This is a genomic window from Mycobacterium sherrisii, assembly GCF_002102355.1.
Taxonomy (GTDB): domain Bacteria; phylum Actinomycetota; class Actinomycetes; order Mycobacteriales; family Mycobacteriaceae; genus Mycobacterium; species Mycobacterium sherrisii.
Map to the genome: position 1 here is coordinate 1 of NZ_LQPT01000112.1, position 18,214 is coordinate 18,214.

The 18,214-nt window shown below is 69.0% G+C and carries 5 protein-coding genes; 3 read left to right on the top strand and 2 right to left on the bottom strand.

From position 1 onward, the window contains the following. Positions 1-13,073: non-ribosomal peptide synthetase (locus tag AWC25_RS27730; protein WP_142279029.1), on the top strand; the 13,073-nt coding region annotated here is incomplete at its 5' end. Here AWC25_RS27730 and AWC25_RS23925 read toward each other — a convergent pair. Next, positions 13,070-13,507 carry an SRPBCC family protein gene (locus tag AWC25_RS23925; protein ID WP_085167993.1) on the bottom strand — a complete coding sequence of 146 codons (438 nt, stop codon included), beginning with the start codon at positions 13,505-13,507 and terminating at the stop codon, positions 13,070-13,072. The two genes, AWC25_RS27730 and AWC25_RS23925, sit on opposite strands and share 4 nt — an antisense overlap. A gap of 129 nt (positions 13,508-13,636) precedes the next feature. Between AWC25_RS23925 and AWC25_RS23930 the strand changes: the two genes are divergently transcribed. Together AWC25_RS23930 and AWC25_RS23935 are read left to right on the top strand one after the other, a co-directional pair. Further along, positions 13,637-14,971, top strand: a complete 1,335-nt coding sequence (locus AWC25_RS23930; RefSeq protein ID WP_211281075.1) for an FAD-binding oxidoreductase — start codon at positions 13,637-13,639, stop codon at positions 14,969-14,971. Then, positions 14,968-16,284 (top strand): class I SAM-dependent methyltransferase, encoded by a 1,317-nt coding sequence (locus tag AWC25_RS23935; RefSeq protein ID WP_069399983.1) that lies wholly within the window; start codon positions 14,968-14,970, stop codon positions 16,282-16,284. Before AWC25_RS23930 ends, AWC25_RS23935 begins: the two co-directional genes overlap by 4 nt. Here the strand turns inward: AWC25_RS23935 and AWC25_RS23940 are convergent. After that, positions 16,281-18,131: a DNA polymerase III subunits gamma/tau gene (locus AWC25_RS23940; protein WP_085167964.1), complete on the bottom strand. Its 1,851-nt coding sequence runs from the start codon at positions 18,129-18,131 to the stop codon at positions 16,281-16,283. The two genes, AWC25_RS23935 and AWC25_RS23940, sit on opposite strands and share 4 nt — an antisense overlap. Between the last annotated feature and the right edge of the window lie 83 nt (positions 18,132-18,214).

Below are 18,214 nucleotides of genomic sequence, written 5' to 3' on the forward strand. Positions count from 1 at the left end.
CCCCCCAACACCCCACCATCAACCAACCCCCCACCACCGCCATCGAAGAAATCCTCACCGGCATCTACGCCCAAATCCTCGGCCACGACCACATCAACACCAACGACTCCTTCTTCGACCTCGGCGGCGACTCGTTGTCGGCCATGCGCCTGATCGGCGCGATCAACTCCGGGCTCGACGCGGGCCTGCAGGTGCACACCCTGTTCGACGCGCCCACGATCGCCCAACTGGCGCCGCGCATCGGCACCGGCCGCGGCTGGCTGGAACCGCTGTCGGCGACCGAACGGCCGGCAGTGGTGCCGCTGTCGTTTGCGCAAACCCGGTTGTGGTTCCTCGACCAGTTGCAGGGCCCCTCACCCGTCTACAACATGGCGGTTGCATTACGGCTGTCCGGCCATCTCGACGCCGACGCACTGGCCGCGGCGCTGCGCGACGTGATCGCCCGACACGAGAGCCTGCGCACACTGATCGTCGCCCCCGAGGGCACGCCGCAGCAGCTGGTGCTGGCCACCGATGTGGCCGAATTTGACTGGCAGACAATAGATGCCAGCGACTGGTCGACGACGATGCTGGAGGCGGCGATCGATGTCGCGGCCCGGTACACCTTCGACCTCGCCGCCGAAATCCCGTTACGGGCGGCGCTGTTCCGGCTCGCCGACGACGAGCACGTGCTGGTGGGTGTGGTGCACCATATCGCCGCCGACGGCCTGTCGGTTGGTCCACTGGTGCGCGATCTGGGTGAGGCCTATGCCGCCCGGGTGGCGGGTGAGCGCCCGCGCTGGGCCCGACTGCCGGTGCAGTATGCCGATTACTCCCTGTGGCAACACGCCCAGTTCGGCCGGCTCGACGACCCGGACAGCCCGATCGCGGCCCAGCTGTCCTACTGGCAAGAGGCCCTGGCCGGCCTGCCGGAGCGCCTGAGGCTGCCGACGGATCGGCCGTATCCGCCGCTGGCCGATCAGCGAGGAGCCAGCCTGACGGTGCAGTGGCCGGCCGACCTGCAGCAGCGGGTGCGTGCGCTGGCGCGCAACCACGATGCCACCAGCTTCATGGTGGTGCAGGCAGCGCTGGCGGTGCTGCTGACGACGGTGAGCGCCAGTTCCGATGTGGCGGTCGGCTTTCCGATCGCCGGGCGCCGCGATCCCGCCCTCGACCCGCTCATCGGTTTCTTCGTCAACACCCTGGTACTGCGGGTCGACGTCGCCGGCGACCCCACCGTCACCGATCTGCTGACGCAGGTTCGCCGACGAAGTCTGGCCGCCTTCGAAAACCAGGACGTGCCCTTCGAGGTCCTCGTCGAACGCCTTAACCCCACCCGAAGCCTCAGCCATCATCCGCTGGTCCAGGTCATGCTCGGTTGGCAGAGCCACTACGGTGACGACCCCGCCGCCGTGTTGGCGTTGGGCGATGTTCGCGTCACCCCGGTGCCGATCGATTCCCACACGGCCCGAATGGATCTGGCGTTCTCGCTGGTCGAACGCTGGACGCAGGACGGCGAACCCGCCGGGATCTCTGGCACGGTGGAATACCGGACCGACGTGTACGACGCCGACAATGTCCGAACGCTGCTGCGGCGATTCGAGCACGTGTTGGACGCTGTCACCGCCGACCCGGGCCGGCGCATCTCCGCGATCACCGTGGTCGATGCCGACGAGCGGGCCCGCCTGGACGAACTGGGCAATCGGCGGGCGCTGGAAACCGAACCCGCCGAGTTGTCCGTTCCGGAGTTGTTCGCCGAACACGCGGCCCGGGCGCCCGAGGTCGCGGCGGTCAGCTTCGATGCCCGCACCCTCACCTACCATGAGCTTGACGTGGCGTCGAACCTATTGGCGCACAACCTAGTTGCGTGTGGCGTGCGGGCTGGTCATTACGTGGCGCTGCTGCTGGAACGTTCCGCCAAGGCGATCGTCGCGATGCTGGCCGTACTCAAATCCGGAGCCGCCTACCTGGCCATCGACACCACACTTCCGGATGCCCGAATCGGCTTCCTGCTCGACGACGCCGCACCCACCGCCGCGATCACCACCGCGGCCCTGCGCAGCCGGCTGGACGGACGCGACCTGACCATCCTCGACATCGACGACCCCGCCCCGGATACAGCGCCCGAGGCCGCGCTGCCCGCGCCGTCACCCGACGACATCGCCTACCTCGTCTACACCTCCGGCACCACCGGTACACCCAAGGGTGTGGCCGTCACCCACCGGAATCTGGCCCACCTCGCGGCGTCGACACCCGGCGCGCTGCCGGCTCGCCAGGTGTGGACGCAATGCCATTCGTACGCATTCGACTTTTCGGTGTGGGAGATCTGGGCCGCGCTGCTCGGCGGCGGTCGATTGGTCGTGGTGCCCGAGTCGGTGACCGCCTCGCCGGACGATTTCCATGCCCTGCTGCTCGCCGAGGGTGTCAACGTGCTCACCCAAACCCCCTCTGCGGTCGCCGGTTTGGCGCCGCAGCGGATCCCGGCCCCGGCTTTGCTGCTCGGTGGCGAGCCGTGCCCACCCGACGTGGTGGATCGGTGGGCGCCCGGCCGGGTGGTGATCAATGCGTACGGCCCCAGCGAGGCCACCGTGTACGCCTCGATGACCGCACCGCTGACGCCCGGCGTCACGGTGGTGCCGATCGGCGCGCCGGTGACCACCGCCGCGCTGTTCGTGCTCGACCGGTGGTTACGCCCGGCACCGGTGGGCGTGACGGGCGAACTGTATATCGCGGGCCCGGGGGTGGCGTGCGGGTACCTCGGACGCTCGGGGTTGACGTCGTCTCGATTTGTGGCCTGCCCCTTCGGTGCCCCCGGAACGCGCATGTATCGCACCGGCGACCTGGTGCGCTGGCGCGCCGACGGCCAACTAGATTACCTCGGCCGCGCCGACGATCAGGTCAAGGTCCGCGGCCACCGCATCGAGCTCGGCGAAATCCGTTCGGCACTACTGGCTTTGGACGGCGTGGAACACGCGGCGGTCCTCGCCCGCGAGGACCACCCCGGCACCACTCGGCTGGTCGGGTACATCACCGGCACCGTCGACCCCGCACAGGCCCGCGCCGCGCTCGCCGAACGGCTGCCGCCGTACCTGGTCCCGTCGGCCCTGGTGTTGCTGGACTCGTTGCCGCTGACGGTGAACGGCAAGCTCGATACGCGCGCCCTGCCCGCCCCCGACTACGGCAACACCGAGCACTACCGCGCCCCCGCCGGCGAACTCGAGGAGACGCTGGCCACGATCTACGCCCAGGTGCTCGGTCTCGGCCGGGTCGGCGTCGACGACTCCTTCTTCGACTTGGGCGGTGACAGCATCCTGTCCATGCAGGTTGTCGCCCGAGCGCGGGAGGCGGGCGTATTGTGCCGTCCGCGCGACATTTTCGTCGAGCAGACCGTTGCGCGGCTGGCCCGCGTCGTCACCATCGCCACCGACAGCGACGTCGTCGACGGGGGCATCGGGCCCGTGCAGGCCACCCCGATCATGCGCTGGCTGCAGAGCGTGGACGGTCCCATCGAGCAGTTCAACCAGACCATGGTGGTGCAGGCCCCCGGCGCGGTCACCGAAGCCCAGGCGTTGGTGGTCCTGCAGGCGTTGCTCGATCGGCATGCCATGCTGCGACTGCGCGTCGAAAACGACTGGGCCATGCGGATACCCGAGCCGGGCGCGGTGGACGCCCGGGACTGCATGCGGACCGTCGAAGCCCTCGACGACGACATCCTCGATGCGGCCCGGGCCCGGCTGAACCCCGCCGACGGCGTGGTGGTCAGCGCGGTGTGGGCCGGGTCCACCCGTCAGCTGCTGCTGGTCATCCATCACCTGGCGGTCGACGCCGTGTCGTGGCGAATCCTGTTGGAGGATCTCAACATCGCCTGGGCCCAGCAGCGCAGCGGACAACCCATCGCGCTGCCCGCCGGTGGCACCTCGTTCGCTCGCTGGTCGTCCCTGCTCGCCGAGCACACCCACACCGTGACCGACCAGCTGCACACCTGGGCGCGGGTGTTGGCGGTCCCGCGGGCGCTGCCCGCGCCGCAACCCGGCGATACCTACGCCACCGCGGGGCAGCTGACCCGTCAGTTGCAGGGCGAAACCACGCAAGCACTGCTCGCCGAGGTACCGGCGGCGTTCCACGCCGGCGTTCAGGACATCTTGCTGATCGCATTTGCGTTGGCCTGCAACGAATTACTGGCCGGTGGCGGTGCCCCGCTCGCCATCGACATCGAGGGCCACGGCCGCCACGACGACCTGTCCGGCCGCGTCGACCTGTCCCGCACCGTGGGTTGGTTCACCACCAAATACCCGGTTGCCCTCAGCGTCGGAAATCTGACCTGGGCGCAGGTGGCCGGCGGAGACCCCGCGCTGGGCGCGGTCGTCAAGGATGCCAAAGAACAACTGCGCGCGCTGCCCGACGGCCTCAGCTACGGCCTGCTGCGCTACCTCAGCCCGGAGTCGGGTCTGACGGGCGACGACCCCACCATCGGATTCAACTACCTGGGCCGGCTCGGTGGCGCCGCGGAGCTCTCCGATGACGCGTGGCACATCCGCCCCGAGGCCGCTGCGCTGGCAGCGCGGGCCTCGGCGCTGCCAATTCGATTGGGACACAGCGTAGAGCTCAACTCTGTCGTCATGGACACCGGGACGGGACCGCACCTGCACGCCGCTTGGACCTGGGCGACCTCGGCGGTGGACCACGCCCACATCGACCGGCTGAACCGGCTGTGGTTCGACGCACTGACCGGGATCTGCGCGCACGTGCAACGGGGTGGCGGCGGGCTCACCCCGTCCGATATCGCCCCGACGCTGCTGAGCCAGCACCAGATCGACGAGCTGTCCCGCCAGCAGTCCGTCGCCGACATCCTGCCGCTGACGCCGCTGCAACAGGGGTTGTTGTTCCACGCCGACACGATGCGTAACAGCGGCGACGACATCTATGCAATGCAGCTCGACATCACCATCACCGGCCCGCTGCGCCCGGACCGGTTGCGCGACGCCGTGCGCGCCGTCGTCGGCCGCCACCCCAACCTGGTCGCCCGATTCTCTCGCCAGTTCGGCCAGCCGGTTCAAATCATCCCCGCCGACCCCGAAGCGGCCTGGCAGTACTTCGAATTCGGCGATGGCGAGCGTCAGGTGGACCGAGTGGCCGCCGCGGAACGCGCCGCGGTCTGCGACCTCACCGTGCCGCCGGCTTTCCGGGCCGCGTTGATCCGCGTCGCCGAGGACCACCACCGGCTGGTCCTCACCAACCACCACATCGTGCTCGATGGCTGGTCGTTGCCGATCCTCGCGCAGGAAATCTTCGCCAGTTACTTCGGACAGCGGCTACCCGCGGCCGTACCGTATCGCCGCTTCGTCGACTGGCTCGCCGAACGCGACGTCGCCGCGGCGCAGGCAGCCTGGTGCGAGGAGTTCGAGGGCTTTGAGACTCCCACCCTGGTGGGCCCGCCGGCGCGAATGGGCTTGGGCCGCCGCGGCGTACAGATGTCGCGTGTCGCCGCGCGCACGACGGAGGCGCTGCAGCAGCTCGCCCGGACCCATCACACGACCGTCAACACCGTCTTGCAGGTGGCTTGGGCGCAGTTGCTGATGTGGCTCACCGGCCGACCCGACGTCGCCTTCGGCACCGCGGTTTCGGGTCGACCGACGGAGGTCCCGGGCGCCGAGGCGATGGTCGGCCTGCTGATCAACACCGTGCCGGTGCGGGCCCGGTGCACACCGATGACCACGACCGCCGACCTGCTCGAGCAACTGCACCGCGCCAACCACCACACTCTCGAGCACCAGCACCTGGCACTCGCGGAGATCCATCGTGTCACCGGGCACGATCAACTCTTCGACACCCTGTTCGTGTTCGAGAACTATCCGATCGACACCGCGAACCTGGTGGGCGTCGACGGGCTGGCCATCGGCAAGATGGCGGCTCGCGAATACAACCACTATCCCCTGACGTTGCAGGCCATGCCGGGCGCCGAGCTCGGTTTGCGGGTCGAGTACAACGCCGACGTCTTCGCGACGGACAGTATCGAGACGCTGATCGAGCAATTGCACCAAGTGTTGCTGGACATGATCGCCAAGCCCAACCGCAGGTTGTCGTCGACTCCGCTGTTGAATCCCGACGAGCAGACGCTGGTCGATGAGCTGGGCAACCGGCGGCTACTGACCCGGCCCGCGCCCGCGCCGCTGTCGATTCCGGAACTGTTTGCCGAACACGTGCACCATGACCCCGACGCGGTGGCGGTGCGCTACGACGGCCGCGCCCACACCTACCGCGAGCTGGACGAGGGCGCCAACCGGGTGGCCCACCTGCTCGCCGACTACGGCGCCGGTCCGGGACAGGTTGTGGCGCTTCTGTTTTCCCGCTGTGCTCAGGCGATCGTCGCGATGCTGGGAGTGCTGAAGGCGGGGGCGGCGTATCTGGCGATCGATCCGGCCCATCCCGACGCCCGGATCGGCTTCATGCTCGCCGACGCGGCACCGGTCGCCGCCCTGACCTCCGCCGGACTGCGTGGGCGCCTGGACGGATACGGCGTGCCCGCCATCGACATCGACGATCCGGCGCTGAACGGTCAGCCCGCCACCAGTCCGCCGCCGCCGACCGCCGATGACATCGCGTACCTGATCTACACCTCGGGCACCACCGGAACGCCCAAAGGTGTTGCGGTGACTCACGGTAACCTGGCCCACCTGGCCGCCTCAGAACCCCACCACCTGCCGCTGGCGCAGGTGTGGACGCAATGCCACTCCTACGGCTTCGACTTCTCGGTCTGGGAGATCTGGGCCGCGCTGCTCGGCGGCGCCCGCCTGGTCGTGGTGCCCGAGTCGGTGACCGCCTCCCCGGCGGACTTCCACACCTTGCTGGTCGACGAGGGCGTCACCGTGCTTACTCAAACACCCTCGGCGGCAACGATATTGACACCACAGGGACTGGACTCGGTGGCCGTGCTGCTGGGCGGGGAGGCCTGCCCCGCCGACGTTGTGGACCGATGGGCGGACGGCCGGGTGGTGATCAACGCCTACGGTCCCACCGAGGTCACGGTCTACGCCTCGATGAGTGCGCCGCTGACGGCGGGATCGGGCGCGGCACCGATCGGCGCGCCGGTACCCACCGCCGCGCTGTTCGTGTTGGACGGCTGGCTGCGTCCGGTGCCCATCGGCGTGGTGGGCGAGCTGTACGTCGCCGGCGCCGGCGTCGCCTGCGGCTACCTCGGTCGCGCCCGGCTGACCGCGGAGCGGTTTGTGGCCTGCCCGTTCGCTGAGCGTGGCGCCCGGATGTACCGCACCGGCGACCTGGTTCGCTGGCATCCCGACGGCCAACTCGACTACGTCGGCCGGGCCGACGAACAGGTCAAGATCCGCGGCTACCGCGTCGAGCCCGGCGAGATCCAGGCCGCGCTGGCCGCCGCGGACGGCGTCACCCAGGCCGCGGTAGTCACCCGCGACGACGGGCTCGGCGGCACCCGCGTGGTCGGGTATGTCACCGGGACGGCCGACCCGGCCGAGCTGCGAAACCGCTTGGCGGACAAGTTGCCCGGATACCTGGTGCCCGCGGCCGTCGTGGTGCTGGAGACGTTGCCGCTGACCACGAACGGGAAACTCGACACCCGCGCCCTGCCGGCCCCCGACTTCGGGGACACCGGTAACTACCGCGCCCCCGCCGGGGCCGTGGAAGAGATCCTGGCCGGCATCTACGCCCGCGTCCTGGGCCTCGACCACGTCGGTGTCGACGACTCGTTCTTCGACCTAGGCGGGGACTCGCTGTCCGCGATGCGGCTGATCACCGCGATCAACTCCGGCCTGGACACCGATCTAGACGTGCACTGCCTGTTCGACGCGCCCACGATCGCCCGGCTGGCGCCGCGCATCGCGACCACCACAGCCGGGCGACGCAAGCCTTTGGTCGCGGGGCAGCGGCCGGCGCTGATTCCGTTGTCGTTTGCGCAATCTCGGCTGTGGTTCCTGTACCGGTTCGAGGGCGGGGTGGCGACCTACAACATGCCGACCGCATTCCGTATCGAGGGCGCCCTGGACGTCGCGGCGCTCGCCGCGGCGCTTGACGACGTGGTCGCCCGCCACGAAGCGTTGCGCACCATCTTCGTCGACATCGACGGTGTGCCCTACCAGGAGGTGCTGCCGGCCGCGCCGGGGCTGTGGCGGCGCGGCAACGACGCGGTGCGGTCGTTGCCGGGCGCGGAGCTGCTGCCCGAGTTGACCGCGCTGGCCACGTACCGGTTCGACCTGTCGGCCGAGATTCCGATTCGTGCGCAAATTTATTCGCTCAGCCCCGAGGATCATGTCGTCGGGATTGTGGTGCACCACATCGCCTTTGACGGGTGGTCGCTGGCGCCGATGGCCCGCGACATCGGCGAGGCGTACCGGGCCCGGCGCCGCGGCGGGGCGCCGGAGCGTGCCGCACTCTCGGTGCAGTACATCGACTACACGCTGTGGCAACGAGCGCAGTTCGGCGACCTTGCCGACACCGACAGCCCCATCGCGGGGCAGCTCGCCTACTGGGAGGGCACGCTGGCGGGCATGCCGGAGCGGCTGCAGCTGCCCACCGACCGCCCCTACCCGCTGGTGGCCGACTACCACGGCTCCCAGGTGACGCTGCAGTGGCCGGCCGAGTTGCAGCAGCGGATGCGCGAGGTGGCACGCGAGCACAACGCCACCAGCTTCATGGTGATGCAGGCCGCCTTGTCGGTACTGCTGTCCACGCTGACTTCGAGTTCCGATGTTGCGGTGGGCTTCCCGATCGCCGGGCGGCGCGACCCGGCACTCGATGAGCTGGTGGGCTTCTTCGTCAACACCCTGGTACTGCGCGTCGAGGTGACCGGCGATCCCACCTTTGCCGAGCTGCTCGCCCAGGTCCGCCGGCGCAGCCTGGCCGCCTACGAGAACCAGGACGTACCGTTCGAGGTTCTCGTCGAGCGGATCAACCCCACCCGCTCCCTGACCCATCACCCGCTGGTGCAGGTGATGCTGGCCTGGCAGAGCGTCCTGGGCCACAGCGCCGACGCCGCGTCCGGACTGGACCTGGATGATGTGAAGGTCAGCCAGCTGACCATGGATACCCGGACCGCCCGAATGGATTTGGTGTTCCACCTGGCCGAGCACTGGAGCGACGCGAGCGCACCCGCCGGGATCAACGGGAGGGTCGAGTACCGGACCGACGTGTTCGACGAGACCACAATCCGCACCGTGATCGACCGACTGCACCGGGTCTTGGTGGCCGTCACCGCAGATCCCGTGCGGCGATTGTCGTCGGTGAATCTGCTGGAGGCCGACGAGGTTGCGCGCCTACATGATTGGGGCAACCGGGCGGTCCTGGACCGGTCCGTGCCGGCGCTGGGCTCCATCCCGGGCCGGTGGGCCGCGCAGGTGGGCCGCACACCCCACCGCCCGGCGGTGACGTTCGCGGGCCTGTCCATGACGTACCTCGAGGTCGACGAGGATGCCAATCGGCTGGCGCACCTACTGGTCGCCCACGGCGCTGGCCCGGGACGGGTGGCGGCGCTGCTGTTCACCCGATCCACCGAGGCGATCATCGCGATCCTGGCGGTGCTGAAGACGGGTGCGGCCTACCTGGCGATCGACCCCGCGCACCCCGACGCCCGGATCGGCTTCATGCTCGCCGACGCCCAGCCCGTCATCGCGATCACCACCGCGGCGCTGCGTGACCGGCTCGACGGCCACAACCTGCCCGTCGTCACGGTCGACGACCCCCGCATCGCGGGTTACCCCGGCACCGCATTGCCAATGCCGAGCGCCGACGACCTTGCCTACCTGATCTACACCTCAGGCACCACCGGCACCCCCAAGGGGGTCGCCGTCCCGCACCGCAACGTCATCGCGCTGCTGGGATCGCTGTCCGGCGAGCTGGGCCTGGAACAGGTGTGGACACAGGCACATTCGTTAGCATTCGACTTCTCGGTGTGGGAGATCTGGGGCGCCTTGTTACACGGCGGTCGGCTGGTGGTGGTACCCGAATCCGTGGCCCGCTCGGCCGAGGACTTCCACGCGTTGCTGGCCGCGGAAGGCGTGGGTGTGCTGAGCCGGACGCCAACGGCGTTCTACGCGCTGCAAACCGCCGACGCGCTGCAACCCGCACTCGCCGACAGGCTGCAGCTGCAGACGGTGGTTTTCGGCGGTGAAGCCCTTGAGCCACAACGACTTCGGACTTGGATGCAGAGTCATCCGCAGATACCGCGGCTGATCAACATGTACGGCATCACCGAAATCACGGTGCATGCCTCGCTGCGGATCCTGACCGACGACGACGTCGACAGCCCGGTCAGCCCCATCGGCGAGCCGTTGGCGCATCTGGCGTTCTTCGTACTGGACGCCTGGTTGCGGCCGGTGCCGCTCGGCGTGGTCGGCGAGTTGTACGTGGCCGGCGCCGGGGTGGCGAATGGATACGCGCGCCGACCCGACCTGACGGCCACGCGCTTCGTCGCCTGCCCGTTCGTCGACCCGGGCAGGCCCGCCGAACGGATGTATCGCACCGGGGACCTGGTGGCCTGGCAGGCCGACGGGCAACTGCGCTACGTCGGGCGCGCCGACGAACAGGTCAAGATCCGCGGCTACCGCATCGAACTCGGCGAGATCGACAGCGCGTTGCTGGCGTGCCCGCAGGTCACCCAGGCCGTCACCACCGTGCACCACGGCGACGCGGGCGACCACCTCATCGCCTACATCACCCTGGGCGACACCACCAGCGACGACCAGGACGCCGAGATCGTCGAACAGTGGCAGGGCGTGTACGACGAGCTGTACCACCCGACCGAGCAGACTCCGCAGTTCGGCATGGACTTCCGCGGCTGGAACAGCAGCTACACCGGTGCACCGATTCCGTTGGAGGAGATGCTCGAGTGGCGCGCGGCCACCGTGGAGCGGATCGCGGCGCTGCGCCCGAAACGGGTGCTGGAGGTCGGCGCCGGCTCGGGGCTGCTGCTCTCCCAAATCGCCCCACTGGCCGAGCACTACGTTGCCACCGACATGTCGGCGGTGGCCATCGACAACCTGGCCCGCGCGCTCGACCGGCTGCAGCTCCCGTGGCGCGATCGGGTCCAGCTGCTGACCCGGCCCGCGCACATGATGGCCGGATTGCCGCGAGCCTACTTCGACACCGTCGTCGTCAACTCCGTCGTCCAGTACTTCCCCAACGCCGGCTATCTGACCGACCTGATCGACCGCGCCATGGAACTGCTGGCCCCCGGCGGCGCCTTGTTCATCGGCGATATTCGCAACCACGCCCTGCAGGACGCCTTCCAGATCGGTGTCGCGCTGGCCCGCACCACCACCGGTGACGCCGCCGAAATCCGCCAGCGCGTCCACCGGGCGATCGTCAGCGAGCCCGAATTATTGTTGGCGCCAGAGTTTTTCACCGCGTGGGCCGACGACCGTCCGGACACCGCCGGGGCGGACATCCAGGTCAAACGCGGGCTGGCGGACAACGAACTGAACCGGTACCGCTATGACGTGGTCATCCACAAGTCCCCCGCACCGGTGCGCTCGGTGGCCGCCGCAACGGCATGGACGTGGACCGAATGCGGCGGTTTGCTCGGGCTGCACGCCCGGTTGGCGGCCACCCGTCCCGCGGCGGTGCGCGTCACCGAGATCCCCCGGGCCGGACTGATCGCCGAGGTCCGCATCGACAAGGCGCTCGCCGACGGACGGCCGCTGGCCGACGCGTTGACCCAGCCCGCGGCGGCACCGGACACCGTCACCCCCGAACAGCTGCACCGGCTTGGCGCCAACGCCGGCTACCAGGTCGCCGTCACCTGGGGCGCCGAGCCCGGCGTCCTCGACGCCGTCTTCCTCACCCCCGCCGAAGCCGAGCGCGCCCTGACCGACATCTACCTGCCGCGTGCGACGCGCGGGGTCCACGCCAACAACCCGAACACCAACATGGAGATCAGCGCCGTGCGCCAGCGGCTGAGCGCGCGGCTGCCCGAGTACATGGTGCCGGCGCAGATCATGGTGCTCGACGAGTTCCCGGTGACCTCGTCGGGCAAGATCGACAGCAAGGCGCTGCCGGCCCCGGTGTTCGCCGCCACGCCGTTCCAGGCCCCGCAAACCGAGACCGAGCGCGTCATCGCCGGCATCTATGCGCAGGTGCTGGGCATCGAGCGGGTGGGCGCCGACGATTCCTTCTTCGACCTGGGCGGGGATTCACTGTCGGCGATGCGGGTGATCGCCGCGGTCAACGCCGCGCTCGGAGTCCATCTCCCGGTGCGCACCATGTTCTACGCGCCGTCCGTGCGCAGCCTCGGCGAGCAGCTGGGTGCCGCGGACAGCGGGTCGGAGGTCGTCCCGGTCGACGTCCTGCGGCAGGGCACCGGGACGCCGCTGTTCTGCATTCACGACGGGCTCGGCCTGAGCTGGTCGTATCGGGCGCTGGGCGAGCATCTGGATTGCCCGATCATCGGGATCAACCAGGTCGCGCAGGACGGCGAGGCGGGCGACACCTCGATTCGCGGCATGGCGGCGAACTACGCCGACCGGATACAGGCCCGCCAGCCCGACGGGCCGTACCAAATTCTCGGCTGGTCGTTCGGCGCCGTCGTCGCCCACGAAGTCGCCGTCGAACTGCAGCGCCGCGGCCGCACGGTGCACAGCCTGATCCTGCTCGATCCGGTCTTCACCGCGAATAAGTTCGCCGCGATGCTAACCGCCAAGGCCGCAGCGAAGAACCCGGTACTCGACGGCCAGACCGTGGCCCACGTTTTACGCAGCAACGGCGTCGACCTCCCCGCGCAGTCGGCGGGGCTGCTGGAGTTCCTGGTGCACAGCGTCAAGGCAAACCAGGGTCGGCTGGCCGAACACGTGCCCAGCGTGTTCGACGGCGACCTGGTCATCTTCGCCGCGGCCCGCACGAGCAGCGAAAACGGTGGCGGCGGGCGTCCGAAGTCACGGTGGCGGGGACGGCGAACCGGACGCGCGGCCCGCGCGCAGCAACGGGTGTGGCGGCCCTATGTCGCCGGCGACATCGTCACGTACTCCGTCGACAGCACGCACCTGGAGATGCTGACCGCGGACGCGCTGAGCGGCTACGCGGAACACCTGCGGCTGTTTGTGGCAGGCGCGGTGGCGCCACACCAGCCCTAGCCTTCGAGCTCCTTCTTGAGGTTGGCCAGCACTTCGCCCTGAATTCGCTTCAGCCCCAACGGCGCAAACGTCTTTTCGAAGAAGCCTTTGATCCCGCCGGCGCCCGTCCAACTGGTCTTGACGGTCACGCTGGATCCGGGGCCGGCGGGGGCCACCGTCCAGGTGATGACCATCGACGAGTTGGCGTCCTTCTCGATGACGCTGTGACCGGCCACGTCGACGGTGGCCTGCACGTCGCGGCTGCGCGATTTGGTGGCCTGCAGCTTCCATTTGACGACGGTGCCCTGGCCCTGCCCGCCCTGCAGCACCTGGTATTGGCTGTACTGCGGGGACAGGATCTTCGGGCGGACGTTCTGGTAGTCCGCAACCGCGGCGAGCGTGGCCGCGGGATCAACGTTGATCAGGATCGTGCTGGCTGCGCTGACCTGTGCCATCAGGCGCGACTCCTCTGTTGTGATGCCGCCCGCACGCGGGTGCACGTGGTGTTGTCGAAGACTAGGGTATAGCTGGTGCCAATCTCAGGATCTGCACACTCGACGCATACATCGGGCGTTGATCGGTTGATGGCGAGTTATCGTTCCATCCCCGCCACGTCCGCGGTCCGGCTCGCCAAGCCCACGTCAAATCTGTTCCGCGCCCGGACAAAACGGGATGCGCGGGGCCTGGACACGTCCGGCTTGACCGGCGTTCTCGGTATCGATCCGGACACCCGGACCGCCGATGTGGCGGGCATGTGCACTTACGAGGATTTGGTGCGCGCGACGCTGCCCTACGGTCTTTCGCCGCTGGTCGTGCCGCAATTGAAGACCATCACCCTGGGCGGCGCGGTCAGCGGACTGGGTATCGAATCGGCGTCGTTCCGCAATGGCCTGCCACACGAATCGGTGCTGGAGATGGATATCCTCACCGGCGCTGGTGAATTGGTCACTGCGTCACGGACCCAGAACGCCGACCTGTTTCGATGTTTTCCGAATTCATATGGGACGCTGGGGTATTCGACGAGGCTCCGGATCGAATTGGAGCCCGTCACGCCGTTCGTGGCGCTGCGGCACATCCGGTTCGGCTCCGTGCCCGAGCTGATCGCGGCGATGGAACGCATCGTCGACACCGGCGGGCACGACGACCTTGCCGTCGACTACCTCGACGGCGTGGTCTTCGCCGCGGACGAAAGCTACCTGTGCCTGGGCCGGCGCACCACCACTGCGGGGCCGGTCAGCGACTACACCGGGCAACGCATCTACTACCAGTCGATGCGGCACGACGCGCCCAGTACCCAAAAAGCCAGGGACGACCGGTTGACCATGCACGACTACTTCTGGCGATGGGACACCGATTGGTTCTGGTGCTCGCGTGCATTCGGGACTCAGAACCCGCGGGTGCGGCGGTGGTGGCCGCGGCGGTACCGGCGCAGCAGCGTGTACTCCAAGCTGGTCGCCCTGGATCGCCGCTTCGGGATTTCCGATCGCATCGAGCAGCGCCACGGTCGTCCGCCCCGCGAACGGGTGGTTCAGGATGTCGAGGTCCCGGTCGGTCGTGCCTGCAACTTTTTGGAATGGTTTTTAGACAGCGTTCCGATCACCCCGATCTGGCTGTGCCCGTTGCGACTTCGCGACGATCACGGCTGGCCGCTGTACCCGATCGCGCCCGAGCAGACCTACGTCAACATCGGCTTCTGGTCGTCGGTGCCCGCCGGGGACCGGACGGGCGCGACCAACCGGGCGATCGAGGCCAAGGTCGGCGAGCTCGACGGCCACAAGTCGCTGTACTCCGACTCCTTCTACAGCCGGGAGGAGTTTGACCAGCTGTACGGCGGCGAGGCCTACAAGACGGTAAAGAAGTCTTACGACCCCGATTCTCGTTTGCTCGATCTCTACGCGAAGGCGGTGCAACGGCGATGACGACAACCAAACAGCCCGACCGCTCCACCCGTATCGGCGGCAAGCTCACCATGGCCGAGGTGGTGGAGGTCTTCACCGCCAGCGGACGGTATCCGCTGAAGTTCACGGCGTACGACGGCAGCGTCGCCGGACACGAAGACGCCGAACTCGGCCTGAACCTCTGCTCGCCACGCGGCGCCACCTATCTGGCCACCGCACCCGGGGAACTCGGCATCGCCCGGGCCTACATCTCAGGGGATCTGCAGCCCTACGGGGTGCACCCTGGCGACCCGTACGAACTGCTCAAGATGCTGGCCGACCGGGTGGACTTCAAGCGGCCGTCGGCGTGGACGCTGGCCCAGGTGATCCGGTCCATCGGCATCGAGCGGCTGGTACCGATCCCGCCGCCGCCGCAGGAGGCCCGGCCGCGGTGGTTGCGGGTCGCCGACGGCCTGATGCACAGCAAGACGCGGGACGCCGAGGCCATCCACCACCACTACGACGTCTCCAACGCGTTTTACGAGTGGGTGCTTGGGCCGTCAATGACCTACACCTGCGCGGTCTATCCGCACGCCGACGCCACCCTCGAGGAGGCACAGGAGAACAAGTACCGGCTGGTCTTCGACAAGTTGCGGCTGCAACCGGGCGACCGCCTGCTGGACGTGGGCTGCGGTTGGGGCGGCATGGTGCGCTACGCCGCCCGCCACGGTGTCCGCGCGATCGGTGTCACCCTGTCCGCCGAACAGGCGAAGTGGGCCCAGCGGGCGATCGAGACCGACGGGCTTTCGGCATTGGCCGAGGTGCGGCACTGCGACTACCGGGACGTCCCCGAGACGGGGTTCGACGCGGTCTCCTCGATAGGGCTGACCGAGCACATCGGGGTCAAGAACTATCCCGCCTACTTCGCGTGCCTCAAGTCGAAACTGCGCACCGGTGGCCTATTGCTCAACCACTGCATCACCCGCCACGACAACAAGCAGACCTCGTTCGCGGGCGGATTCACCGACCGCTACGTCTTCCCGGACGGGGAGCTGACGGGTTCGGGGCGCATCATCACCGAGGTCCAGGACTGCGGCTTCGAGGTGCTGCACGTGGAGAATTTCCGCCACCACTATGCGATGACGCTGCGCGACTGGTGCCGCAATCTCGTGGCGAATTGGGAGGCCGCGGTCGAGGAGGTGTCGCTACCGGTCGCCAAGGTGTGGGGCTTGTACATGGCGGCGTCACGAGTGGCGTTCGAGCAGAACAACATTCAGCTCCATCATGTGCTGGCCGCCAATGTGGAGCCACGGGGCACGGACAGTCTGCCGCTGCGGCCGTGGTGGCAGCCCTAGCCGCCGTCGATGCGGCGGGCGCCCAGTTCGTTCTGCAACAACTCGAGCGCGACCTCTTCGGGATCACGCCGGGGCGCCGACGAATCGGTGGAACCGGCCTCGGCCAACATCCGCTCCTCTTCGTCGCGTTGAGCCGACTCGGCGGCGGTCACCGGAGGCGGCTCCTCGGCCGGGGGCGGGATGGGGCCGCCGCCGCGCGCGGGCGGTTCCGCCGCCGCGGCCACCGGCCCGCCCGCCTCGCAGCGCACCCGCCAGTTGACCCCAAGCGCGTCCTTGAGTGCCTCGGCAATGACGTCGGCGTTGCGCTGCTCGGATAACCGCTTGGCCAGGGGTGCCGATTCGTGGCTGAGCACCAGGGTGTCGCCCTCGATGGCGCGGACGGTGGCCCCCGACAGCATCACCTCCGTGGTGCGGCTGCGTTGGCGTACCTTGTCGCGCACCGTCGGCCACATCGTGCGCACCGCGGCGGCGTTGAGTTCGCCCGAGGCCCCGGCGGGTGCTGAGACCGGCTGGGCGGCCGGTTCGGGAGCGGGCGGTGGCGGCTCGGCCATGGGCGGGGTGGGCTCGGGTGTGGGCTGGGCCTTCGGTGCGGGCGTGCGCTCGGCCTTCGCCCTGCGCTGCGGTGCCGCGGAGACGGGCGGGACCGCTGCGGGCGCCCTTACCGACGGGGCCGTTTCCGAAGCGGGCAACGACATCGCCAGTCGCGTCTCGATGCGCTCGACGCGGTGCAGCAGCGCCGACTCGGCGTCACTCGCCGACGGCAACAGCAGGCGCGCGCAGACGACTTCGAGCAGCAGCCGCGGCGCCGTCGCTCCGCGCATCTCCCCGAGCCCGGCCTGCACCACCTCGGCGTAGCGGGTCAGCGTCGCCGGCCCGATCCGGGCCGCCTGCTCGCGCATGCGGTCCAGCACATCCTCCGGAGCGTCCACCACCCCGCGACTCACCGCATCCGGAACCGCTTGCAGCACAAGGAGATCGCGGAACCGCTCCAACAGGTCGGTGGCGAAGCGGCGCGGGTCGTGGCCCGCGTCGATCACCGATTCGACCGCCCCGAACAGCGCGGCGGCATCCCCGGCGGCCAGCGCGTCGACGGCGTCGTCGATCAGCGCGACGTCGGTGGCGCCCAGTAACCCCAGCGCCCGTGGGTAGGTGACGTGGTTATCGTCGGCCCCGGCCACCAACTGGTCCAGCACGGACAGCGTGTCGCGGGGTGAGCCCCCGCCGGCCCGGATGACCAAGGGATAGACGGCATCGTCGACGACGACGCCTTCCTGTTCGCAGATCCGCGCGATCAGTGCCCGCATGGTCTTGGGTGGCAGTAACCGGAAGGGATAGTGGTGCGTCCGCGATCGGATCGTCGGCAGCACCTTCTCCGGTTCGGTGGTGGCGAAGATGAAAATGAGGTGCTCGGGCGGCTCCTCGACGATCTTGAGCAGCGCGTTGAACCCGGCCGTGGTGACCATGTGCGCCTCGTCGACGATGAACACCCGGTACCGGGACTGCGCGGGCGCATAGAAGGCCCGGTCGCGCAGTTCCCGGGTGTCGTCCACGCCGCCGTGGCTGGCCGCGTCGAGCTCCACCACGTCGATACTGCCGGGCGCGTTGGGCGCCAGCGCCTGGCACGAGTCGCACACCCCGCACGGGGTGGCCGTCGGCCCCTGCGCGCAGTTCAGCGATCGGGCCAGGATCCGGGCCGAGGAGGTTTTGCCGCAGCCGCGCGGGCCGGAGAACAGATACGCATGGTTGATCCGCCCGGCCTGCAGGGCGACGGACAGCGGCTCGGTGACGTGCTCCTGCCCGACCACTTCGGCGAAGGTAGCCGGCCGATATTTGCGGTAGAGAGCCACGGTCAGCAGGCTACCGGCGCCGGCCGACTAGAGCCCGGCTGGCTATCGAGTGTGCGCCGGCGGCGTTCAGTGTGCGCCCAGGG

Bases quoted from the DNA above. Each gene is read 5' to 3' on its own strand.
- AWC25_RS23925 (WP_085167993.1), bottom strand. From the start codon at position 13,507: ATGGCACAGGTCAGCGCAGCCAGCACGATCCTGATCAACGTTGATCCC.
- AWC25_RS23930 (WP_211281075.1), top strand. From the start codon at position 13,637: ATGGCGAGTTATCGTTCCATCCCCGCCACGTCCGCGGTCCGGCTCGCC.
- AWC25_RS23935 (WP_069399983.1), top strand. From the start codon at position 14,968: ATGACGACAACCAAACAGCCCGACCGCTCCACCCGTATCGGCGGCAAG.